Genomic DNA, 22,541 nt, shown 5'->3' with positions numbered 1-22,541 from the left:
CAAAAAGTTTTCTCTCATTGTGCTGGCTCGCCGAGCAATTGCAGAAGGGATTCTATGGCCTTGAAGCGCTGCTCTGATGTGTCCATGGTTTCACTGTACTTTAAGATGCTACTGCCTTCCAGCCGGAACTGCTGTGCTCTGGATTGTATCAGTTTAATGATGGTCATTGGATCAACCGATGGCTGTTCTTCAAATTCGATACGAGCGTCTTTAGTACCGGCATCGAGTTTCTGGATACCCAGCTTCTGGGCTTTCAGCTTCAGAGACATCTGGCGAAACAGGTGTTTGGCCGGGTCGGGAAGCAGTCCAAACCGATCAATCAGCTCCACTTGAAGGTTTTTTAGTCCTTCATCATTTTTAGCGGCAGCAATGCGCTTATAAAGAATTAATCGGGTATGGACATCGTGAATATAATCTTCTGGCAGCAGGGCTGGCAAACGCAGGTTGACTTCGGTTCCGTGGTTCAGCGGTTTGTCTGGATCCGGTGTTTTACCATCGCGGATTGCTGCAACGGCCCGTTCCAGCATCTCTGTATAGAGGGTAAAACCGACACCAAGAATCTGACCACTTTGACCTTCGCCCAGCAGCTCGCCCGCTCCACGAATCTCCAAATCGTTAGACGCCAGCATAAATCCTGCACCCAGAGTTTGTGCTTCTGAAATGGCTTCCAGTCGCTTCTGGGCATCCTTTGTCATGGCTTTTGGCGAAGGTGTCAGCAGGTAAGCATAAGCCTGATGATGAGAACGTCCAACTCGGCCGCGCAATTGATGCAGCTGCGCCAGACCAAACTTATCCGCCCGGTTGATAACAATGGTGTTGGCGTTAGGGATATCAATACCGGTTTCAATAATTGTGGTGCAGACCAGCACGTTATAACGTTTGTGATAAAAGTCGGACATCACCTGTTCCAACTGCCGTTCGCGCATCTGGCCGTGTCCGGTGATAACGCGAGCTTCTGGTATCAGTTCCTGCAGTTCGCCGGCTATTTTTTCTATGCTTTCTACTTCATTGTGGAGGTAGTAAACCTGCCCACCCCGAAGCAGTTCACGGAGAATGGCTTCTTTCACCAATGGCTGATCGTACTGGCGCACAAAGGTTTTTACGGACAGTCTTTTTGCCGGTGGCGTGGCAATAATGGAAAGATCCCGAATGCCAGACATTGCCATATTCAGTGTTCTTGGAATCGGCGTTGCCGTCAGCGTGAGAATATCGACTTCAGAGCGTAGAGATTTCAGCTTCTCTTTATGACGAACACCAAAGCGATGCTCTTCATCAATGATTAACAAACCAAGCTGTTTAAAGGTGAGATCACCCTGAAGGATTTTGTGAGTGCCGATGACAATATCCACTTTGCCTTCCGCTAAACGTTCCTTCAGTTGATCCACTTGTTTCTGAGATTTAAAGCGGGAAATAACATCAATTTCCACCGGCCAGTCAGCAAAACGATCTCGGAAGCTTTCGTAATGTTGCTGAGCCAGCAGGGTGGTTGGCACCAAAATCGCGACTTGTTTGCCACTTTGCGCCGCTAGAAACGCTGCGCGCATGGCCACTTCGGTTTTACCAAAGCCTACATCGCCGCACACCAGACGATCCATGGGTTTGGGGGCACACATGTCTTTTACAACGGCGGCAATGGCTTGTTGCTGATCGGGCGTTTCTTCAAAAGGGAAGCCTGCAGCAAAGGCAAGATAGTTTTGTTCAGGAGAGTCAAATGCAAACCCGGTTCTGGCTTCACGGCGGGCATAAATGTCCAGTAATTCTGCAGCCGCATCCCGGGCTTTCTCAGCCGCTTTACGCCGGGCTTTGGTCCACTGTTCACTGCCAAGGCGATGCAGTGGCGCCATTTCATCATCAGCACCAGTGTATCGGGAAATAAGATGGAGTGACGCAACCGGAACATAAAGCTTGGCTTCGTTGGCGTATTCCAGCGTCAGGAACTCGGTGGTTTGACCATCCACGTCGAGCGTTTCCAAACCGCGATAACGACCAACACCGTGATCGATATGAACAACAGGAGCACCCATTCGCAGTTCAGTCAGGTTTCGAATAACCTGATCAGGGTCTTGATCTTCACCGCTTTTGCGCCGGCGGGCTTGAACTACTCGCTGCCCAAGAAGTAACGCTTCGGGGATGATGGCGGTTTTAGCATTGCTTAAATAAATCCCGTGTTCCAGCAGACCAATGCTGATCGCAAGTTTGGGGAGCGATTGTTGAAATTCGGTAAAGCTTTCACAGGCGTTCGGAACAATCTGGCTCTGTGCCAGTAACTCCAGTAGTACTTCGCGGCGACCAGCACTTTCTGCCACAAGTAATACATGGTCAACGTCATCAATAAGGGCTTTTAGCTGACTGAGCGGTTCATCGGTACGGGCATTCAAAGTGAGTTCTGGTAACGATTCCCGATCCAGATTAAAGCGTCCGGCTTTTGCGGGTACCGCTTGCTCATACAGAGTCACTCTGGGAAGCTTGTTGAGTCTGCTGTGGAGTTCATCCGGCAGCATTAACACACTGGCGGGTGGCAGAATCGGGCGCTGGGGGTCTACCCGGCGATTTTCGTAGCGGGCATGCACATCCTGATAATATTGATCCAGTCGATTGCCCACGGATTCATAGGAAAGCACTCGGGTCGATTCTGGCAGGTAATCAAACAAAGTGGCTGTTTCTGTAAAGAACAACGGCAGGTAATATTCGATACCTGGGCTGGCAATGCCTTCGCCAATGTCCTGATAGATCGGGCAATCCCGATGGCTGACATCAAATTGTTCCCGAAAGTTGCTGCGGAACCGCTCACGCCCTGCTTTATCCATCGGGAATTCATGGCCGGGCAGAAGATTTATAGCGGCCACTTTATCAACGGAACGCTGGGTTTCCGGATCGAAGGTTCTCAAGGATTCAATTTCATCATCGAACAGATCAACCCGGTAAGGAATCTCAGACCCCATAGGGTAGATATCAACGATGGAGCCACGAATGGCAAACTCACCGTGCTCCAGTACCGAATCCACACAATGATAGCCAGCCTGTTCAAGCTGCGCCCGCCGTTCATTGGTGTTGAAGATATCACCGGGCTTTAATGAGAGACCGCTGCCCAGTAAAAAGGATTTTGGGCAGAGGCGGTGCATCAGAGTGCTGACCGGAATCACCAGAACAGTCTTTTGCTCTGAATGACCGGCCGTGGGTAAATGGTAAAGCGTCGAAAGTCGTTGGGAGATAATGTCCTGATGGGGAGAAAACGTATCATAGGGCAGAATTTCCCAGTCCGGCATCTGGGTGACTTTTACATTTGAGCTATCGGGCAGGAAGAATTCGAGTTCTTCAACTAGCCGGCTAGCCGATGCACTGTCCGGCGTGATGATCATCAGCGGGCGATTATCCGCCGTTGCTGCGGTAGCAATGGCGTAAGCGTATCCAGCTTTGGAGAGATTACCCCACTGAAGCTTGTCCCCGGGGTGAGCGGGCAGGGGGAAGTTGTGTTGAAGCATGAATTGTCCGGACGTCCTCTTGGTGCTTTTGGTATTGATCAGTTTACTGAGTAGCTTTTTTAATAGCTTTCTGAATAGCTGAACCTATTGCCGCACTTCATTTACCGATCGGGAATTGTAGCGTTTGTTAGCGGTTTCTCCCAGTGCCTTAAAAAGGAATAAGTAGTACGGGTATGTGATCGATTGTGTTATCTGTTGGTCTTTATTGTTATCTGTTGCTTTGCGTTTTATTAGAAAGGATAATAGCCGCGAAACAAAAGTCCCATGACGGGATTTCATTACAAATAGATAAAAACGACGGGAAATTATCGTGGTAGCAGACCGTTTTCAAGACTGGAAAGAGCGCGAGGCTCTTGCAGAGTCCATGATCCCTCTGATTGGTCAGTTGTACCGGAATCATCATGTTGTCACCTCGGTTTACGGACGCCCGGTGATCAACCGTTCCGTCATTAACCTTCTTAAAGCGCATAAGTTTGTTCGGCAGATTGAAGATAGCGAACTATCTGTTCGCGAAACCTATCCCGTGCTCGACATTCTTTCGAAGTTAGATCTAGGCCCATCCCGGATTGACATTGGTAAGTTGGCAGTGGACTATCGCCGCGAAGGAAATGGTTTAAGTCTTGAAGACTATGTTACTGAAAAGGTTGCAGGTATTACCAATGGCAATAAACAGCCATTGAGTGAAGGTCAGGATGTAGTGTTATACGGTTTCGGTCGTATTGGCCGTTTGATGGCGCGTTTATTGGTTGAACGTGCCGGCGGTGGTTCTGGCTTGAATTTGCGTGCGGTTGTGGTTCGCCCGGGTGGTGCGGATAACGATCTACAGAAACGCGCCAGCCTTTTGCGCCGTGATTCAGTCCATGGTTCCTTTCAAGGCACCATCTCTGTTGATGAAGAAAATAGCATTATTTACGCCAACGGCGTTGGTATTCAGGTGATCTATTCCAATGCACCGGATTCCATAGATTACACCGAATACGGCATCAACAATGCCATCGTGGTAGATAACACCGGCAAATGGCGTGATAAGGAAGGGCTTGGCCTGCACCTTGAAGCGAGTGGTGTGTCCCGCGTATTACTGACGGCGCCAGGTAAAGGCGATATCAAGAACGTGGTTTATGGTGTGAACCATAACGACATTCTTCCGGAAGATCAGATTCTTTCCGCCGCTTCCTGTACCACCAACGCCATTACCCCGGTATTGAAAGCCATCAATGATCAGTTTGGTGTTGAACATGGGCATGTTGAAACCGTTCACTCGTACACCAATGACCAGAACCTGATTGATAACTATCACAAGGGCGAGCGTCGTGGTCGCAGTGCGGCACTGAACATGGTCATCACCGAAACCGGTGCTGCCAAGGCTGTGGCCAAAGCACTGCCAGAGCTGGAAGGTAAACTCACCGGTAATGCGATCCGGGTGCCAACGCCTAACGTTTCTCTGGCAATTCTGAACTTATCTCTGGCAAAAGAGACGGACGTTGATGCACTGAACGACTTCCTGCGGGAAACCTCTCTGCACTCCAGCCTGCAAAAGCAGGTGGATTATGTGACGTCCGTTGAAGCAGTTTCCAGTGACTTTGTTGGCAGCCGACGAGCCGGTGTGGTGGATGGGCAGGCCACGATTGTTGATGGTAAGCGTTGTGTTCTCTACGTCTGGTACGACAATGAATTTGGCTACAGCTGTCAGGTGAATCGTATTCTGCAGTACATGTGTGGCGTGATGTACCCATCTATTCCATAAGCCACACTTAATACAGTCCAATACCCTACCCAGCGATTAACCATGAAATCGCTGGGTGTTCTTATTAAAATAATTCTCTCTACCTTTAACTGTCGACTTATCAATCAGTTGAATTGGCATAATACAATTGATTTGAATCAATGCGCGTTATAAATTGCCAGACATTAAATTGTAACCATTCTCATTTGTGTATATATTTCGGGTAGCTGAAAATGACCTGAAGTCATCATCGCAGCGCTAATTCCACAACAATAATAATGTTTTCAAGGTGTCTTTTTGAGAACGTTAGCCTGATTTTTGAACTGAACTTCTTTATATCATTGATATTTTCAGCCGCATCCTTTTTCAAAATCAGTGGAGAGCGGTCAATAATGGTGACATTGGGTGAATTAAAAACCGGTGAGAAGGGAAAGGTCACGGCTTTCAACCAGTCGGGCAATGCTTATCGGCGTAAACTGCTGGCCATGGGACTGACCCCGGGAACCCAATTCACTGTCAGCCGTGTTGCCCCACTGGGTGACCCCATTCAATTGGAAGTAAGAGGGTTTAAACTGTCTGTTCGTCGTGATGAAGCAGCAACGGTTGAGGTGTCCCGACTATGATTCCCACAAAGAATCCGACCAATGAACACGTTGTTGCCATTGTAGGTAACCCAAACTGCGGCAAAACCACACTCTTTAACGCCTTGACGGGGTCTCGCCAGCGCGTCGGCAACTGGCCCGGCGTGACGGTAGAAAAGCGCAGCGGCATCTACAAAATTGAAGGTTCATCCATCGAGGTGGTTGATCTGCCCGGCACCTATTGTCTGGATGTCATCGACAGTGATGTCTCCATGGATGAACAGATTGCCCGGGATTATATTCTTCAGCGGGAAGCAGATCTGATTATCAATATCGTTGATGCTTCTAACATTGAGCGAAACCTCTATCTCACCTCCCAGCTTCTGGATATGGGCGTCCCGGTCATCATTGTTTTAAACATGATGGATGTGGCGAAAGAGAAGGGGATGGATATTCATCTGGATGCCTTATCAAAAGAACTGGGCTGTCCGGTGTTGCCACTGATTGCCAGTAAAAGTAAAAACATCAGTGTATTTCAGAAATCCATTAATACCTTTCTTGAAAATGGCGTCGCCATTGCGCCACCACTTAATATTGGTGAACAACTGGAAGCCGCATTGGCTGAAATTGAGTCAGTGTTGAAAGTGGAATTAGAGGATCACGGGGCTTTACGCTGGCAATCCCTGAAGTTACTGGAAGGCGACCCAGCTACCGAGAGTGCTGATGTGCCTGAAACGTCTTGGCAATCAGTCAACACGGCAACACAGCAAAGACATCTCCTTGAGTCTGCGATGGATGAGGATATGGACATTATTCTCGCCAGCCGTCGGTACGATGCCATTGGCCGTGTGATGACCAGTGCCATTAAAGAGCGTGGCATGGTCAGCCATAAGTTGACTGAATCCATTGATCGTATTGTTCTGAATCGTTTCCTGGGCTTTCCGGTGTTTCTGGGTGTCATGTATTTGATGTTCATGTTCACTATTAATTTCGGTAGTGCATTCATTGATTTCTTTGATCTTTTTACCGGTGCATTACTGGTTGATGGCCTAGGCTATTGGCTAACCAATCTTGGTACTCCGGATTGGATCGTTACTCTGCTCGCCAACGGGGTGGGTGGTGGTGTGCAAACCGTTTCCACATTTATTCCGGTAATCGCGTTTCTCTTTCTCTTCCTGTCGATTCTTGAAGATTCTGGTTATATGGCCAGAGCCGCATTTGTTGTTGACCGGTTAATGCGGTTTCTAGGATTGCCCGGTAAAGCATTCGTGCCGATGCTGGTGGGTTTTGGCTGTAACGTGCCCGCTATCATGGCGGCCAGAACGCTGGATAATGAAAAAGACCGGTTGTTAACCATCTCCATGGCGCCATTTATGTCCTGTGGTGCCCGGTTGCCCGTCTATGCCTTGTTTGCAGCAGCATTCTTTCCAGAGTCGGGGCAGAATGTCGTCTTTACGCTCTATCTGGTGGGTATTCTGGCGGCGATTTTTACCGGGCTTATTCTGAAGAAAAGTGTGCTGCGTGGGGATAGCTCACCGTTCATTATGGAACTTCCAAACTACCATTTGCCTTCGGTCACTCAGGTGTTGCTTCGTACCTGGGATCGATTGAAGTCTTTTATTCTTCGCGCCGGTAAAGCCATTGTGATGGTGGTGGTGATCTTGAACACATTGAATGCGATTGGCACTGATGGTTCTTTTGGCCATCAGGATACCCAAAGCTCCGTGCTGAGCAAGATTGGCCAGAGCATCACCCCTATCTTCGCACCAATGGGCATGACGGAAGATAATTGGCCAGCAGCGGTGGGTCTCTTTACCGGCATTCTGGCGAAAGAAGCTGTTGTCGGTACCCTCGATTCTATGTACAGCGCCATTGCGGCTTCAGAAAACAAGAGCGCTGCAGAGGATGAATCTTTTGATTTGATGGCGGGCATTCAAGAAGCATTTGCTACCATCCCTGCCAACCTTGGTGATCTTGCCGGTTCGTTTGCTGATCCGTTGGGGATTCAGGTGGGTGATCTCAGCGACATTGAATCAGTGGCCAGTGATCAGGACGTCGATGTCAGCACCTTTGCAGTGATGGCAAAACTCTTCCCAAGCGATGCCGCGGTGATTGCCTATCTGTTGATGATACTGCTGTATACACCTTGCGTTGCGGCATTGGGTGCGATTTACCGGGAAACTACCGCCGGCTGGACACTGTTTATTGCGTTCTGGACCTTCCTGCTTGGTTATGCGACGGCAACGTTGTATTACCAATTGTCGCTGGCTCATGTTCAACCTGAAGAAACGGCACTCTGGGTTGTGAGTATTGCTCTTGTGATGTTTATTGCCATTGCATTGATGCGAAAACTGGGTGGTGCTGTTCTGTTAGGGCGCATGGAGTCCTCAACGCAATGAAGTCACTGAAATGATTATCCGGATTACGCTGTGCTGATTGCTATTCGTGACTACCTGAAAGAACAGAAGGTCTGCTCCCTTGCAGACCTCAGTGTGAAGTTCAAGACGACACCTGAGGCGATGCGGGGCATGTTGTCTCACTGGTTGCGAAAGGGGCAGGTAATCTGTGAGTCACCGCAGTGCTTCACGGCCTGTAAAAAAGGCTGTGTTTCCTGTGACCCTGCGGAACTGGAAATCTATCGCTGGAAAGGAAGAGAGGCTTTGGGAATTCCTTTAACGTCCGTTTCATGAACGGCTTATAGCCGATAGAGATACACCGGCGTCTGGTAGAGGTCATTGGATTTCATAACGTTTACCGGATGTCGTTTTCGCAAGCTGAAGGTATGGGTGACAATCCAGCACCCTGAGGGCAGTTTGGGAATTAGCTTTTGCTCAATTTTCTCCATGGCGCCCGGGTAAAGATAACAAAGAATCAATCCCGTCTGCTGAAAGTCCCCGTTGAAAAAATCCTGCTTCTTAATGCACGCACCCGTTGTAAGTTGACTGAACATTGCGGGTATTGGTGAACGCTCATAGCCGTAAATAGTCTGGGTAGGGTATTTGACCTGCAGTAGATTGAGGAGCTGTCCCCAGCCGCATCCTAACTCAACAGCATTACCCGATAGGTTATCAGGAAGGATTTCCAGTATTGTTTTTTGTACAGAAGGAGAGGTGGGTACAGGGCCAATGCCTAATCGCAATGCCCAGAATAAAAGAGAGCCAGCAACAAGGCTGGCTATCAGAAAAACAATAATAGCTAATAAGTTCAACGAGTTATCACTTATTCTTCAACACGCAGCCAGGTCTGGGAACGGCCAAGCAGAGCAAAGCCGATGTAACCACGAACTTCCAGTTTCTCACCACCGTCAGTGACTTTCATGTTAGCGCTGTATACTTTACCTGACGCTGGATCAATAATTTCACCATCGTCGTACTTACTGCCCTGTTTTTCCATGCCCCAGAGAATAGTCATTCCTTCAATTTTCTGGTCTTTCAAGTCACCTTCGCACAGGTTGCAGATGTCATCTTTTGACTCAGGATCGAGCAGCTTGGTGATTTTGCCAGAGAGCGTTCCGTTGTCTTCAAAAATAGTGACATAGCTGGTGGCGTCGCCAGTTTCATCATCAATGGTTTTCCAGGTTCCCAGTGGTGAAGCAGCGAAAGTGAGGGTTGAAAGGGTGGTCAGCAAAAAGCCTGCTGCCAGTTTTCCCATTTTGAAAGACGTCATCTGTGACATTGTCAAAAGATCTCCGTAGTGCCGATGTGGCTGATTATTATTATGAGTCCAAAAGCATACCGAATCTGTTTACTTTTCGTAAGGGCATAACCGTGAATTATACCAATGGCGTTTTTAAATTTTGGAACGAGCAAGTTATTTTGGGCGACTGGGCAAGGCGAAGAGACGAGTCATAGGCGTAGCTATGGCGAGGAACTTCAACGCAGATCCAGTCGGTCAAAATGGCTGCGCAGCCCATAATTTAAAAACAGAATTGGTATTAATCGTTGAGATAGAATAATTTACCCCGAACACTTCGCCTGAACTCTGTGGGCGTGAGCTGGTAGTCACGCTTGAAAAGACGGGCAAAGTAATCAGGATCACTAAACCCTGCCTGAACCGCAATTTCTGCAATGCCCAGATTCGTATTCTTTAATAGATCTCTCGCCTGATCAAGTCGGATTTGGCGAACGTAGGCCATGGGTGTGATTCGTGCAGCTTCGCGGAATCGGCGGTTAAGAGTGCGACTGTTTAAGTCGGATAACCGACAAAGGTCTTCAATGGAGATGTCATTGGCGAAGTGCTGGTGAATGAAATCTTGCAACGCCACAATCACTTCATCCTGATGCGCGGTTTTATGATCTTCAGCAAAGTGGGTTTCTTTGAAGGATTTTCGAATCTCATGGGAGAACTGCTGCTCAACTTTGCGGGCAATGGTCGTGCTGAAAGCACCCTCAATAAGATGCACCATTAGGTCGGCAACGGAATTGACACTCCCGGCGCAATAAATCCGCCCAGCCCGGGTAATTAAATGATTTGGCATAAAATCTACGGCAGGAAAAGCCCGCTGTAACGTGTTCATATAGAACCAGTGCGTAGTGGCGGGTTGACGATTCAAAAGACCGGCTGCAGCCATAAATGTAACGCCGGTTCCGGCAACCACAAAAACAGCACCTGCTTTGTGCTGCTCTTTGATCCAGTTAACGATCGCCGGGTTTTTACGAACCAGTGGCACGGGATTTCGCCACAGTGCAGGGATTAATATCAAGTCACCGTGCCCGGTTGCTGATAATGGGGAATCTGGAGTGATTCTCAAACCCCCGGTGGTAGTCACTGCATTTTCCTGATTTGAGCAAAATAGAATGTCAGTTTTATCGGGTGGTTTGTGGATGTCCTGATAAGTGCGGGCTGCCTCGAGCATTTCCAAAGGCAAAGTAATACTGGTACTGATCATATGCTCAATGGTCAGAATGAAAACTCGACGGATGGATAATGAAATGGGCTGTTTAAGCATAAGTTCAGCAATATGTTGTTAACAATATAGGTTTTAGTGGTTTTTTATCTGGGTTAATGTCTTTTCTGTCCGGATAAGTTTAACACAAACCCATTACACTGATAGTCACTTTCCGCTTTAAGTAATTTCCCTGATTACCGTCATGCTCTTTTCCCATGGAATGCAGAGCAAGTTATTTTACAGGAGTATGGTTTGTCCAGATTACCCGTTATTGTTGCCCAGGGTGGCATTAGCCCCGCCGGCAGAACGTCCGGTTTTCATGGCTATCGCCGACTTGTGCTGGAAAGCCTGGAGGGCAATGCTCAGAAAGAAACCATTGAGGCATTGCGGGTTCTGAGAAATCTGCCAGAAGACACGAGTCGTGAAGCTATTCTGTCGGGCACATTGGTGCGCAGGCTGGAAAAGAACCTGTTCAATAGTGATGCCATTGATATTCATCAGGCCATAAAAGCGGAAGAGGGAACCGAGATTGTCCTCAGCGCCCGACGTCTACCAGACCCTCTACCAGAAGGTTGGCAGGTGGAACCGCTTAACGGTGGTCGTATAAAGGTTCGTATTTCAAACGCACAACCGATGCTGGTGCCTTGTACCCGCAAATCGTCGGTGAATGCGGCAGGGCAGTTACCCAGTGGTTTTTCGCCAGAAAAACTTTACCAATCCCGCAATCACCCTCGTTCGCTGGCCATGACGGTTTATGGTGCATCCGATGCCATCGGTTCTTCCGGCATAGACTGGCAAGGGCTGAAACAAAAGCTCAGCCCGGATGACATTGCCGTATATTCCGGCAGTGCCATGGGGCAGATGGATTACAACGGTTACGGCGGCATGCTGCAGGCACGTTTGATGGGCAAGCGGGTAACCTCCAAGCAGTGTCCACTTGGGTTTGCGGAAATGTCGGCGGACTTTATCAATGCCTATATTCTTGGTTCTCTGGGGAATACCGGTACCAGTATGGGCGCCTGTGCCACCATGCTTTACAACCTTGAACAGGGTTTGCAGGAAATTCGCAGTGGTCGTCGCCGTTTAGTGATTGTCGGTAACAGTGAGGCACCCATCTTACCGGAAATTTTGGAAGGCTATTCCACCATGGGAGCTCTGACGACTGATGCCGCTATGAGACAACTGGATGGTTTATCCGACAGTGAAAATCCGGACTGGGGTCGCTCTTGCCGACCTTTTGGCAATAATGCCGGGTTCACTATTGCTGAATCGTCTCAGTTTCTGGTGTTAATGGATGATGAGCTGGCTCTGGACATCGGCGCCGATATTCTGGGTGCCGTTGCAGACGTTTTCATCAATGCTGATGGCTTCAAAAAATCCATTTCCGCTCCAGGTGCCGGTAACCATCTCACCGTAGCGAGAGCTGCCGCGATGGGTAGAGCCATTGCCGGTGAAGATGCATTGCGCCATCGTAGTTTTGTCCAGGCTCATGGCACGGGAACTCCGCAGAATCGAGTCACAGAGTCACAGATTCTAAACGACACAGCCAAGGTGTTTGGTATCAAGAACTGGCCTGTGGCCGCCGTGAAAAGTTATCTGGGGCATTCTATTGGCGCAGCTGGTGGTGACCAGATCATGGCAACCCTGGGAGCGTGGAAGTATGGCGTAATTCCCGGCATTCAAACGATTACCGGGCTGGCGGATGACGTTTGCTCGGAGTATCTGAACATTCTTCAGCAGCACCGAGAGATGGCGCCGTCTGAAATGGACCTGGCATTGATCAATGCCAAGGGCTTTGGTGGTAATAATGCGACGGCATTGTTGTTGAGCCCCACATTAACCAGAAAGATGCTGCTATCACGGCATGGCGATCAGGCGATGAGTTCATGGCAAAAACGCAATGAATCTGTCGGCGCGCAGCAGGAAGAATACGAGAGAGGCTGTCTTGATCGCTCCGTTAACCCTATTTACCAGTTCGGTGAGGGTGTTCTGGATGGCACATCGTTGAGTTTTTCCGATGATAAAATTGAAGTGCCAGGGTTTGGTAAGGCGGTAAATCTGAAGCTTGAGAACCCTTACTGGTCTTTTTAAATTCAATCTTTCCTGCCAACGTTATTTTTCAATAAGGTTCTTCATGTTTAATCGCAGAAGAACCTTTTCTTTTATCGTCAGTCTATGGATGGCTAAGTGATTTCTTATTAAAGACATATTAATAAATAGACTATAAAGTACTGGAATAAATTTATATTTCCTGATGAACGAGGATAGAAAAATCATGTTTCGACCTTCGCTGTGCATCTTGAGCTGCTTGTTCTTTTTTTCAGGGGTTACGATTGGCTCAGAAGTGGAGGGGAGGCTGAGCGTTTCGGAGGCGAAAGCCAGCACAGTTACCCTGTATCGTGATAAAGCATTTATTGCACAATCATTTAATAAGCTTCCGAATCAACAAGGTGTGCTTGAGTTAGCCGGATTACCAATGAACCGCCAGAATGGCAGTCTCTGCCTTGAGTATCGCGATGGTAGCCATGTCATTCGACCTGACACGATCACCTGGTATCTGGGAGGGCTGGATCGTGATAACTACTATCGCAAGCTAGTCGGTAAGACGGTTGAAGTGTTTGGCAGTGGTCTTAATGTTTCGGTTCAGGGCAAGTTAACTACCTTTCAGAACGGTGTCGGTCTGGTTGAGGGGAATAATGGCAGGCAGTATTTCGTTGACTATCAAGACCCGCAGGGGCTCAGGGTTTTATCCCGTGAACCGTCGGAGACCCAAGGGAAATATCTAAAATACCATACGGCCAATTTTGGACAGCAAAAAACCGCGGGAAAACTGCACCTGTCTTATATTACGCCTTTGCTAAGTTATGAAAGCCATTACCGGTTAAGTGTTAACTCTACAGGCAATACGACACAAACAGGGCTGCTATTAATGAAAGCATTGCTTTCAAACAGCTCCAGCGTCGACTTCAGTAATGCAAATATTCGACTGGTCTCCGGGGATGCTTCCACTGCCCCTGGAATGTACAGAAAGGCGCAAATGATGGAAGCCAGCATGGCCGCAGACTTCACTAATCCATCAGAGCGAGTCGGAGAAGTGCTGGTAACACCATTACCAAAACAGACAGCACTTCCGGCCAACAGCAGAGAGTTGATAAATCTGCTGGCAGAAACCCTGACACTGGAAAAATATTATATTCTGGACACCTACGGCCGCAACGGTGGCAGGGGCACACTTATGGCTGAGCGGCCAACACAGTACTGGCGGTTTAAAGCACCGGTGGATTTACCGCCTGCCCCTTTACGTATGTACGATAAAGACAGCTCAGGTGTTGAAGTGATTGGTGGCCAGTCCTGGATGCCTAAAGCCACTGCCGGTGAAGACGTTTGGTTACCCATCTCGGAAGCACTTGCTGTTCGGGTTGAACGTTCTCGGGTTGAAGTGCAGCAGAAAGGAGATAAAGAATTACAGGTTAAGTGGGATGTGAAAGTGTTCAATGATCAAAAGCAATCCGTGACATTACTGCTACGGGAACGGGATGCCAATTTGCTGAAGCTGTCTGATGTCAAAGGCGCCGTTCTTGATAAACACAACCAGCTTAAACTGGAAGTACCCGCTGGCGGCCACAAGATAGCGTCATATATTGCCACTTTCCGTAGTTAGGCTCTTTTTTGAGCAGGAGCATTTTTGAACTATTCATCAATTGTCGTATTGACGGGTGCCGGAGTTTCTGCCGAATCCGGTGTTCAGACGTTTAGAGCCAGTGACGGCCTTTGGGAGAATCACCCTATTGAAGAGGTGGCTACACCGGAAGGTTATGCCCGAAATCCCAAACTGGTTCAGAAATTCTATAATGATCGTCGCCGGCAGTTGTTCACGATAAACCCTAATCAAGCCCACATTGCTCTGGCTAAGTTTGAAGAACAGTTTGCCGGTGATTTTCTGTTGGTTACCCAGAATGTGGATGATCTCCATGAGCGGGCTGGGAGTCAAAATTTGATTCATATGCACGGCGAGCTGAAGAAAGTACGGTGCCAGGATACAGATAACGTTTTTCCATGGGGTCAAGATCTTACGGTAGAAACTCCATGTGATTGCTGTGGTGTTCCGGGGAACCTTCGTCCTCACATCGTTTGGTTTGGTGAGATGCCGTTACAGATGGATGAGATTTATCAGGCGCTGTCGACATGCGATCTTTTTGTCTCGATCGGTACATCAGGCAATGTCTATCCGGCAGCGGGTTTCTTTCAGGAGGCAGCCGCATCTGGCGCTAAAACTGTGGAACTGAATCTGGAGCCAGGGAATCACGGTTCTTTGTTCCATGAACAGATTTATGGGCCGGCAACGGAAGTGGTTGATTCATTTTTCAAGTCGCTACTTTGAGAAGGGGGCAGGTGTTACCCTGCCAGCCAGCCCATCGCTTCTTCCAAACCGTTAATGGTTAATGGATACATTTTGCCTTCTACCTGCTTTTGCACAATTTGAGTAGAGGAGGTGTACTGCCATGCTCCGTGAGGAGAAGGGTTCAACCAGGCGACACGGTCAAAATGATTCAGAACCCGTGACATCCACACATAACCGGCTTCTTCATTAAAATGTTCCACACTGCCGCCCGGTGACGTGATTTCAAAAGGTGACATCGCGGCATCGCCGACAAATATCACTCGATAATCTTTGCCATAGCGATGGATGACATCCCAAAGGTTGATTCTTTCTTGATAACGTCGACGATTGTCCTGCCAAACACTTTCATACAGGTAATTATGAAAGTAATAAAATTCCAGATGCTTGAACTCTGTGCGACAGCAGGCGAACAGTTCCTCGCAAAGCCGGACATGGTCGTCCATGGAACCACCAATATCCATAAACAGCAAAACTTTTACGGAGTTGTGCCGTTCCGGCACCAGTTTGATATCCAGCATGCCTTTGTTGGCAGTAGAACGGATGGTATCGTCCAGATCCAGTTGGTCAGCAGCCCCTTGTCTGGCAAACCGACGAAGCCGGCGCAGTGCCATTTTCATATTGCGGCTGCCGAGCTGTTCATTGTCATCCAGATTTTTAAATTCCCGCTTATCCCATACTTTCGTGGCTTTTCGGTGGCGAGATTCGTGCTGACCGATGCGAATGCCTGAAGGGTTATAGCCGTAAGCGCCGTAAGGAGAAGTGCCCCCCGTACCAATCCACTTGTTCCCGCCCTGATGCCGCTCTTTCTGTTCATCAAGACGTTGCCGGAAGGTGTCCAATAATTCTTGAAGGTCCTTCATGGTCTTAATCTTGGCTTTGTCGTCTTCGGACAGTTGACGGATAAAATCCTCACGAAGCCACTCTTCCGGAATCAGCGCCTCCAGAAGATCGTCCATTGACTCAAGCCCACTGAAAAAGGCCTGGCAGGCTTTATCAAACTTGTCGTAATGACGCTCATCCTTAACCAGAATGGTGCGGGATAATTGATAAAATTCGTCCTGATCGGCAAATGCCAAATGGGATTGCAAAGCTGCCAGCAGATCAAGGTATTCTCTGGTCGTTGCTGGCACGCCAAAGGCTCTGACGGTGTCAAAGAAATTCGTCAGCATGGCGGATTAACCCCGACGATTCATAAAGGCCAGACGTTCCAAGAGATACACATCCTGTTCGTTTTTCACCAGAGCGCCATGTAAGGGTGGAATGGCTGTGCGCGTATCCCGATTTTGGAGGATGTCTGCAGGAATATCATCAGAATTCAATAGCTTGAGCCAATCTATTAGTTCAGAGGTTGACGGTTTTTTCTTCAGGCCGGGAATGTTACGGAGTTCAAAAAAGACTTCCAGTGCTTCGTCCACCAGTTTTTTCTGTAGGTTTGGGAAATGCACATCCACGATCTGTCGCATAGTGTTGGCATCAGGAAAACTGATGTAGTGGAAAAAACAGCGGCGGAGAAATGCATCCGGCAGTTCTTTTTCATTGTTACTGGTAATGATCACAATGGGGCGTTTTACAGCTTTGACTACTTGCTGGGTTTCGTAAACATGAAACTCCATTTTATCCAGCTCCTGAAGCAAGTCATTCGGGAACTCGATATCCGCTTTATCAATTTCGTCGATTAGCAAGACAGACTGCTCTTTCGATTCAAAGGTTTCCCACAGTTTCCCTTTGACGATGTAGTTGCTGATGTCGTGTACCCGTTCATCCCCCAATTGGGAATCACGCAGCCGAGAAACGGCATCGTACTCATATAAACCCTGTTGAGCTTTGGTGGTGGATTTGATGTGCCATTGAAGCAGTTCTTTACCCAGTGAGCTGGCGACTTGCTCTGCCAGCATGGTTTTGCCGGTGCCAGGTTCACCTTTAATTAGCAGGGGGCGTTGAAGGGTAACAGCGGCATTTACCGCCATTTTCAGGTCTTCAGTGGCGATATACTGGTCGGTACTGTTGAAGCTCATAAATCAGTCTTTGTTTTTATTGGCTTTTGATGGTCGTAAGATTACCCAAAAATGAAAGGGCTGGGTAGGTATTTACCTTTGCGAGTGTTGCGATCATGTTATAGATAAATCGTCTAACTCTATAAAATTAAATTACTTTACTTTACTGATAATGGGGAGTAGGTATAGCCTCACATCATAAGACATGTTCCGGCTCGATAGTGACAGTGGCTTGACTTGATATGAAACGATAATAGGAAAGGTAACAATGACACAGGTTTATCAGGATAATTCCCAGACGATTGGTAACACACCGCTCGTAAAGCTAAACCGCTTAGGCAAAGGTTACAATATTTACGCCAAGCTCGAATCCAGAAACCCGGCCATGAGTGTCAAGTGTCGTATTGGCGCCAGCATGGTGTGGGATGCGGAAAATACGGGCAAGCTAAAGCCGGGTATGGAGCTTATTGAGCCTACCAGTGGTAACACGGGGATTGCTCTGGCGTTTGTTGCTGCATCGCGGGGAATTCCTTTAACGTTAACCATGCCTGCTTCCATGAGTATTGAGCGAAGAAAAGTCATGAAGTCCCTTGGGGCAACCATTATTCTTACGGAACCCGCAAAAGGCATGCCCGGTGCGATTGCCAGGGCAAAAGAAATAGCGGCAGAGAATCCCGAGAAATTCCTTCTTCTTCAGCAGTTTGAAAACCCGGCGAATCCACGTATCCATGAAGAAACCACGGGACCAGAGATCTGGAATGCGCTGGATGGTGAGATAGATGTTCTTGTTGCAGGTGTTGGTACCGGCGGAACCATTACCGGCATTTCACGCTACATCAAAGAAACCAAGGGTAAGCAGATTACCTCCGTTGCTGTAGAGCCAAGCGCATCGCCAGTGATCAGCCAGACTATTGCTGGTGACGACGTAAAACCGGCTCCCCATAAAATCCAGGGCATTGGTGCTGGTTTTATTCCCGGTAATTTGGACTTGTCGCTGGTGGATCAGGTTGAGCAAGTTTCTAATGAAGATGCGATTGAAACTGCCCAGCGTCTTATGAAAGAAGAAGGCATTCTTGCGGGTATTTCTTGTGGTGCTGCGTTGTATGGTGCATTGAAAGTAGCGGCGAAGCCTGAGAATGAAGGTAAGAACATTGTGGTTGTCTTACCGGATTCTGGTGAACGTTATCTTTCTACCGCGCTATTTGAAGGTGTCTTTTCAGATAACGAAACTGTTCAATAATAGTGTATGTGAGTTACGCTTTTTGACCACAGAAGTTCTTAACTTCCCCAGAATCAATTCTGGGGAAGTCTTTCTCAATGGGAACAGTTGTCAATTCTGAGTAATGTAGACAGTCAGTTAATGATGTGAGAATCTTTAAGGGTTGGCACCATTACCTGGTCCAGATACCCCGCATCAGAAGCCCATAGATTAATTTGGATAATTGAGCTGGCTCATGGAAAAAAGGACTTTATACATAGGAAATCTCGCTTACACCGCAGTGGAGGTTGACCTCGAACAGGCTTTCGAATCTTTTGGTGATATAGAAGATATTAAACTGATGAGAGATCGCGAAACAGATCGCTCCCGAGGTTTTGCCTTTATTACTTTCGAAAAAGACTCAGAAGCAGAAGCGGCTAGAGCAATGGACGGTAAAGAGGTTGCTGGTCGCCCCATCAAAGTGAATGATGCAAAGCAAAAACAACCTTCTGAACGTAAACCAAGATCATTTAATCAATAAGCACTGAAAGCGGCGCTGATCAATTCTCTGGTGTATTGTTGTGATGGGTTAGAAAAAATCTGTCGGGTATCTCCCTGTTCTACGATTTCACCCTCTTTCATCACTAGTATGCGGTGGCTCATGGCTTTGACCACCGCCAGATCATGGCTGATAAAGATATAACTTAGGTTGTATTTTTTCTGCAGATCACGCAGCAGGTTAATAATCTGGGATTGTACGGTTCTGTCCAGGGCCGATGTGGGTTCGTCTAAAATCATGAGTTTTGGCTTGAGTATCAGTGCCCGGGCAATGGATATCCGCTGTCGCTGGCCGCCGGAGAATTCGTGGGGGTAGCGGTTGCGGCAACTTGAATCAAGGCCAACATCTTCAAGAGCCGAAATAATCTGCTGCTCCCGTTCATTGCCTTTTGCCAGCTGGTGGATATCAAGCCCTTCGCCAATGATATCTGCAACGGTCATTCTTGGGCTGAGGCTGCCAAATGGATCTTGAAACACAATTTGCATTTCACGACGTAGCGGGCGGAATTGCTTTTGATTCATATCTCCGATGGATTGTTCCTGAAACTGGATCACTCCTTCACAGTGTTGTAATTTTAGCAGCGCCAGGCCAAGGGTGGTTTTTCCGGAACCTGATTCACCAACAATGCCAAGGGTTTCACCTTGCTGGATTGATAGTGAGATATTAGAAACCGCTTTAATATGATCAACCGTTTTCTTGAAAAACCCTTTCTTGATGGGAAACCAGACTTTTATATCCTGAGCGGACACTAATTCGGAACAATTACTATCTAAAGGTTGAGGACTGCCTTCGGGCTCTGCGTTCAGTAAATCGATGGTGTAGGGGTGCTCAGGGTTTTTAAATACTTTCGATGTGATGCCTTCTTCAACCACCTGACCTTCTTTCATCACGTAAATTCGATCCGAAATATGACGGATCAAATTCAGATCGTGACTGATAAACAGCACAGCCATATTGAGTTTCTTCTGGAGATCTTGAAGCAGGCTGAGAATTTGCCGCTGTACGGTAACATCCAAAGCGGTGGTCGGTTCATCGGCAATAAGCAGTTCTGGCTCACAGGCCAGTGCCATGGCAATCATTGCCCGTTGTCGTTGACCACCGGATAATTCATGGGGAAAGGCTGAAAGACGACTACGGGCGTTTTTAATACCCACCAGTTTGAGCAGTTCCAGCGCTTTGGCTTTTGCTTCACTGCCCGTAAGACCCAGATGAATACCCAGTACTTCACAAATTTGTTTCTCAATGCTGTGAAGAGGATTCAACGCTGTCATAGGCTCCTGAAAAATCATACTGATTTTGTGACCACGAATCTTGCGAATTTTGTCCGGTGACAATCCCAGCAATGATTCGCCGTTAAATTCAATACGGCCAGTACACTTGGCATTGCCAGCTAACAAATGCAACACGCTTAAGGCGGTAATGGATTTCCCAGAGCCAGATTCACCCACCAGACCAATGGTTTCTCCGGCGTTGACCTGCAGAGATACATTCTTAACAACTTCTGTACTTTCACTACCCTGTTGAAAGTGGATATTGAGATCACTAATGGTCAGTAACGCGGTATCCGTCATTGTCTTCTATCCGGCGTAGTATTTTCTTGGGTCAAGGGCATCCCTGCAAGCTTCACCAATGAAGACCAGTAAAGTGAGCATGATGGACATCACCATAAATGCGGCGATTCCCAGCCATGGGGCTTGTAGATTATTTTTCCCCTGGGCGATTAACTCGCCGAGAGATGGTGAGCCCGCGGGCAGCCCGAAACCAAGAAAGTCCAAAGAGGTGAGGGTGGTGATGGCGCCGGTGAGAATAAAGGGCATAAACGTCACGGTGGCAATCATGGCGTTCGGTAAAATGTGATTGAACATCAGGCGAGCGTCGCTCATACCGAGGGCTCTTGCTGCGCGAACGTATTCCAAATTTCGCCCGCGAAGAAATTCTGCCCGTACTACGTCAACCAGTGTCATCCATTGAAATAACAACATAATGCCCAGTAACCACCAGAAGCCGGGTTCGACAAAGCTGGAGAGAATAATCAGCAGATAAAGGTTGGGCATTCCGGACCAGATTTCAATAAAACGTTGACCAAATAAGTCGACTTTGCCGCCATAAAAACCCTGCAATGCGCCGACGGCGACGCCAATGATGGTGCTGAACAGCGTCAATGCCAATCCGAACAACACAGAAATCCGAAACCCATAAATAACCCGGGCCAGCACATCACGACCCTGGTCGTCGGTTCCCAGCCAGTTTTCAAGGGAGGGAGCCGCAGGGGCAATGCGGGCATAATTGATGGTGTCGTAACTGTATTGAATCGGTGGCCAAATCATCCAGCCTTTGGGTTCAATTAATTCTTTCGCATAGTCCTGGCGATAATCCATGGCCAGTTCAAACTCACCGCCAAAGGTGGTTTCCGGATAGGTAACAAAGGTTGGAAAGTACGGTTCACCATCAAACCAGACCAGCAGTGGTTTGTCGTTGGACACGCCTTCTGCCAGAAGGGTGACAACAAACAGTATGGAAAAAATCCAGAGAGAAATATAACCACGCCGATTCTGTTTGAAATTCTGCCAGCGTCGTTGGTTCAATGGATTCAAAGTAAACCTGCTCATGGTCAGTCTCTGGCCTCAAAATCAATTCTCGGGTCAACCATGACATAGGTCAGATCACCAACCAGTTTAATCACCATACCCAGCAATGTGAAAATATAGAGTGAACCAAACACCACGGGATAATCACGATTAATGGCCGCTTCATACCCCAGCAAGCCCAGCCCATCGAGAGAGAAGATAATCTCGATCAACAAGGAGCTGGTAAACAATATACCGATCAAAGCGGCAGGAAATCCGGAAATAACCAAAAGCATGGCATTTCTGAAAATATGACCATAAAGAACCCGTTTCTCATCAAGCCCTTTTGCTCGGGCCGTTTGAACGTATTGTTTATGGATTTCATCAAGAAATGAGTTTTTTGTCAGCATGGTCAGCGTGGCAAAGCCACTGATCACCATACAGATCAGGGGTAACGTCATATGCCAGGCGTAATCTACGATTTTTCCGAAAAGACTTAACTCGTCAAAATTTTCTGAGAACAAACCTCTCAGAGGAAACAGATTCCAGTAACTGCCGCCGGCAAAAACAACAATCAATAAAATAGCCAGCAAAAAACTGGGGATCGCATAACCGGTGGTGATGACGGCGCTGGACCAGATATCAAACCGACTGCCGTGTTTCAGGGCTTTTCGTATTCCCAGGGGGATGGATATCAAGTAGATGATCAGGGTGCTCCATAAACCAAGCGAAATGGAGACGGGCAGCTTTTCTTTGATCAGGTCAATGACTTTGGCATCCCGAAAAAAAGAATCACCAAAATCAAACACCAGATAGTTTTTTAGCATGGTGAAAAAGCGCTCATGGGCAGGCTTATCAAAGCCGTAGAGCTTTTCGATATCTTTGATCAATTCAGGATCCAGCCCACGGCGCCCTCGATACTCACCGGAGTTATCGGAACTGACCTGTTGTACTTCAGCATTACCAGAACCACCAATACGGCTGAGGGCGTTGCTCTCAAAACCTTCCAGCTTGGCAATCATCTGCTCAACCGGGCCGCCGGGAGCGGCCTGTATGATCAGGAAGTTAACCAGCATGATACCAAGCAGCGTCGGTATCATCAGTGCCAATCGTCTCAGTATGTAGCTGCTCATGGAGCGATCCTGCC

At 47.9% G+C, this 22,541-nt stretch carries 18 protein-coding genes; 9 read left to right on the top strand and 9 right to left on the bottom strand.

The features are described from left to right. Positions 1-14: 14 nt before the first annotated feature. Positions 15-3,482: a transcription-repair coupling factor gene (mfd, locus tag AKL11_RS13030; RefSeq protein ID WP_067518076.1), complete on the bottom strand. Its 3,468-nt coding sequence runs from the start codon at positions 3,480-3,482 to the stop codon at positions 15-17. A gap of 304 nt (positions 3,483-3,786) precedes the next feature. On the opposite strand from mfd, the gene AKL11_RS13025 reads away from it, so the two are divergent. From AKL11_RS13025 to AKL11_RS13010, 4 genes are all read left to right on the top strand, one after another. After that, on the top strand, positions 3,787-5,226 hold the full coding sequence (locus AKL11_RS13025; RefSeq protein ID WP_067518074.1) for a glyceraldehyde-3-phosphate dehydrogenase: 1,440 nt from the start codon (positions 3,787-3,789) through the stop codon (positions 5,224-5,226). Between the two features lie 371 nt (positions 5,227-5,597). Further along, the gene (locus tag AKL11_RS13020; RefSeq protein ID WP_245673475.1) at positions 5,598-5,828 is read left to right on the top strand and encodes a FeoA family protein; all 231 of its coding nucleotides are present in this window, start codon (positions 5,598-5,600) and stop codon (positions 5,826-5,828) included. Then, the gene (gene feoB, locus AKL11_RS13015) at positions 5,825-8,185 is read left to right on the top strand and encodes a Fe(2+) transporter permease subunit FeoB (RefSeq protein WP_067518072.1); all 2,361 of its coding nucleotides are present in this window, start codon (positions 5,825-5,827) and stop codon (positions 8,183-8,185) included. Before AKL11_RS13020 ends, feoB begins: the two co-directional genes overlap by 4 nt. Before the next feature lie 30 nt (positions 8,186-8,215). Continuing rightward, positions 8,216-8,476, top strand: coding sequence for a FeoC-like transcriptional regulator (locus tag AKL11_RS13010; protein WP_067518070.1), 261 nt, complete (start codon positions 8,216-8,218; stop codon positions 8,474-8,476). Between the two features lie 5 nt (positions 8,477-8,481). Here the strand turns inward: AKL11_RS13010 and AKL11_RS13005 are convergent, their stop codons facing one another. From AKL11_RS13005 to AKL11_RS12995, 3 genes are all read right to left on the bottom strand, one after another. Next, positions 8,482-8,994 carry a class I SAM-dependent methyltransferase gene (locus AKL11_RS13005; RefSeq protein ID WP_095210361.1) on the bottom strand — a complete coding sequence of 171 codons (513 nt, stop codon included), beginning with the start codon at positions 8,992-8,994 and terminating at the stop codon, positions 8,482-8,484. An 11-nt stretch (positions 8,995-9,005) separates the two neighbouring features. After that, complete coding sequence (locus tag AKL11_RS13000; protein ID WP_253705199.1) at positions 9,006-9,461, bottom strand: DUF2147 domain-containing protein; 456 nt, start codon at positions 9,459-9,461, stop codon at positions 9,006-9,008. Between the two features lie 259 nt (positions 9,462-9,720). Further along, on the bottom strand, positions 9,721-10,734 hold the full coding sequence (locus AKL11_RS12995) for a GlxA family transcriptional regulator (protein ID WP_067518068.1): 1,014 nt from the start codon (positions 10,732-10,734) through the stop codon (positions 9,721-9,723). Positions 10,735-10,926: 192 nt separating this feature from the next. Between AKL11_RS12995 and AKL11_RS12990 the strand changes: the two genes are divergently transcribed. The 3 genes from AKL11_RS12990 to cobB all read left to right on the top strand — a co-directional run bounded on the left by AKL11_RS12990 (position 10,927) and on the right by cobB (position 15,055). After that, on the top strand, positions 10,927-12,765 hold the full coding sequence (locus tag AKL11_RS12990; RefSeq protein ID WP_067518066.1) for a beta-ketoacyl synthase: 1,839 nt from the start codon (positions 10,927-10,929) through the stop codon (positions 12,763-12,765). Between the two features lie 184 nt (positions 12,766-12,949). Beyond that, on the top strand, positions 12,950-14,335 hold the full coding sequence (locus AKL11_RS12985) for a hypothetical protein (protein WP_157673551.1): 1,386 nt from the start codon (positions 12,950-12,952) through the stop codon (positions 14,333-14,335). Between the two features lie 24 nt (positions 14,336-14,359). After that, the gene (cobB, locus tag AKL11_RS12980) at positions 14,360-15,055 is read left to right on the top strand and encodes a Sir2 family NAD+-dependent deacetylase (protein ID WP_067518061.1); all 696 of its coding nucleotides are present in this window, start codon (positions 14,360-14,362) and stop codon (positions 15,053-15,055) included. A 14-nt stretch (positions 15,056-15,069) separates the two neighbouring features. Here cobB and AKL11_RS12975 read toward each other — a convergent pair whose 3' ends face one another. Continuing rightward, the gene (locus AKL11_RS12975) at positions 15,070-16,245 is read right to left on the bottom strand and encodes a vWA domain-containing protein (protein WP_067518059.1); all 1,176 of its coding nucleotides are present in this window, start codon (positions 16,243-16,245) and stop codon (positions 15,070-15,072) included. A gap of 6 nt (positions 16,246-16,251) precedes the next feature. Then, entirely contained in the window at positions 16,252-17,091 is an 840-nt protein-coding gene (locus AKL11_RS12970; RefSeq protein WP_067518056.1) for an AAA family ATPase, read from the bottom strand. Between the two features lie 247 nt (positions 17,092-17,338). Here AKL11_RS12970 and cysK point away from each other — a divergent pair, with 247 nt between their 5' ends. Further along, on the top strand, positions 17,339-18,310 hold the full coding sequence (gene cysK, locus AKL11_RS12965; protein ID WP_067518054.1) for a cysteine synthase A: 972 nt from the start codon (positions 17,339-17,341) through the stop codon (positions 18,308-18,310). A 214-nt stretch (positions 18,311-18,524) separates the two neighbouring features. Beyond that, on the top strand, positions 18,525-18,809 hold the full coding sequence (locus AKL11_RS12960; protein ID WP_067518052.1) for an RNA recognition motif domain-containing protein: 285 nt from the start codon (positions 18,525-18,527) through the stop codon (positions 18,807-18,809). Here AKL11_RS12960 and AKL11_RS12955 read toward each other — a convergent pair. Genes AKL11_RS12955 through AKL11_RS12945 form a run of 3 tightly spaced genes read right to left on the bottom strand, consistent with a single transcriptional unit; the run spans position 18,803 to position 22,527 of the window. Further along, positions 18,803-20,398 carry a dipeptide ABC transporter ATP-binding protein gene (locus AKL11_RS12955; protein ID WP_067518050.1) on the bottom strand — a complete coding sequence of 532 codons (1,596 nt, stop codon included), beginning with the start codon at positions 20,396-20,398 and terminating at the stop codon, positions 18,803-18,805. The two genes, AKL11_RS12960 and AKL11_RS12955, sit on opposite strands and share 7 nt — an antisense overlap. A gap of 6 nt (positions 20,399-20,404) precedes the next feature. Next, positions 20,405-21,436: an ABC transporter permease gene (locus AKL11_RS12950; protein WP_067518047.1), complete on the bottom strand. Its 1,032-nt coding sequence runs from the start codon at positions 21,434-21,436 to the stop codon at positions 20,405-20,407. A 2-nt stretch (positions 21,437-21,438) separates the two neighbouring features. Beyond that, complete coding sequence (locus tag AKL11_RS12945; RefSeq protein ID WP_067518045.1) at positions 21,439-22,527, bottom strand: microcin C ABC transporter permease YejB; 1,089 nt, start codon at positions 22,525-22,527, stop codon at positions 21,439-21,441. Positions 22,528-22,541: the final 14 nt, after the last annotated feature.

It is taken from the genome of Endozoicomonas ascidiicola, from assembly GCF_001646945.1.
GTDB lineage: Bacteria > Pseudomonadota > Gammaproteobacteria > Pseudomonadales > Endozoicomonadaceae > Endozoicomonas > Endozoicomonas ascidiicola.
The sequence above is the reverse complement of the archived record's forward strand: the minus strand, read 5'-3'. Positions and strand labels throughout refer to the sequence as shown.

Bases quoted from the DNA above. Each gene is read 5' to 3' on its own strand.
- mfd (WP_067518076.1), bottom strand. From the start codon at position 3,482: ATGCTTCAACACAACTTCCCCCTGCCCGCTCACCCCGGGGACAAGCTT.
- AKL11_RS13020 (WP_245673475.1), top strand. From the start codon at position 5,598: ATGGTGACATTGGGTGAATTAAAAACCGGTGAGAAGGGAAAGGTCACG.
- feoB (WP_067518072.1), top strand. From the start codon at position 5,825: ATGATTCCCACAAAGAATCCGACCAATGAACACGTTGTTGCCATTGTA.
- AKL11_RS13000 (WP_253705199.1), bottom strand. From the start codon at position 9,461: ATGTCACAGATGACGTCTTTCAAAATGGGAAAACTGGCAGCAGGCTTT.
- AKL11_RS12995 (WP_067518068.1), bottom strand. From the start codon at position 10,734: ATGCTTAAACAGCCCATTTCATTATCCATCCGTCGAGTTTTCATTCTG.
- AKL11_RS12985 (WP_157673551.1), top strand. From the start codon at position 12,950: ATGTTTCGACCTTCGCTGTGCATCTTGAGCTGCTTGTTCTTTTTTTCA.
- AKL11_RS12975 (WP_067518059.1), bottom strand. From the start codon at position 16,245: ATGCTGACGAATTTCTTTGACACCGTCAGAGCCTTTGGCGTGCCAGCA.
- AKL11_RS12970 (WP_067518056.1), bottom strand. From the start codon at position 17,091: ATGAGCTTCAACAGTACCGACCAGTATATCGCCACTGAAGACCTGAAA.
- cysK (WP_067518054.1), top strand. From the start codon at position 17,339: ATGACACAGGTTTATCAGGATAATTCCCAGACGATTGGTAACACACCG.
- AKL11_RS12960 (WP_067518052.1), top strand. From the start codon at position 18,525: ATGGAAAAAAGGACTTTATACATAGGAAATCTCGCTTACACCGCAGTG.
- AKL11_RS12955 (WP_067518050.1), bottom strand. From the start codon at position 20,398: ATGACGGATACCGCGTTACTGACCATTAGTGATCTCAATATCCACTTT.
- AKL11_RS12950 (WP_067518047.1), bottom strand. From the start codon at position 21,436: ATGAGCAGGTTTACTTTGAATCCATTGAACCAACGACGCTGGCAGAAT.
- AKL11_RS12945 (WP_067518045.1), bottom strand. From the start codon at position 22,527: ATGAGCAGCTACATACTGAGACGATTGGCACTGATGATACCGACGCTG.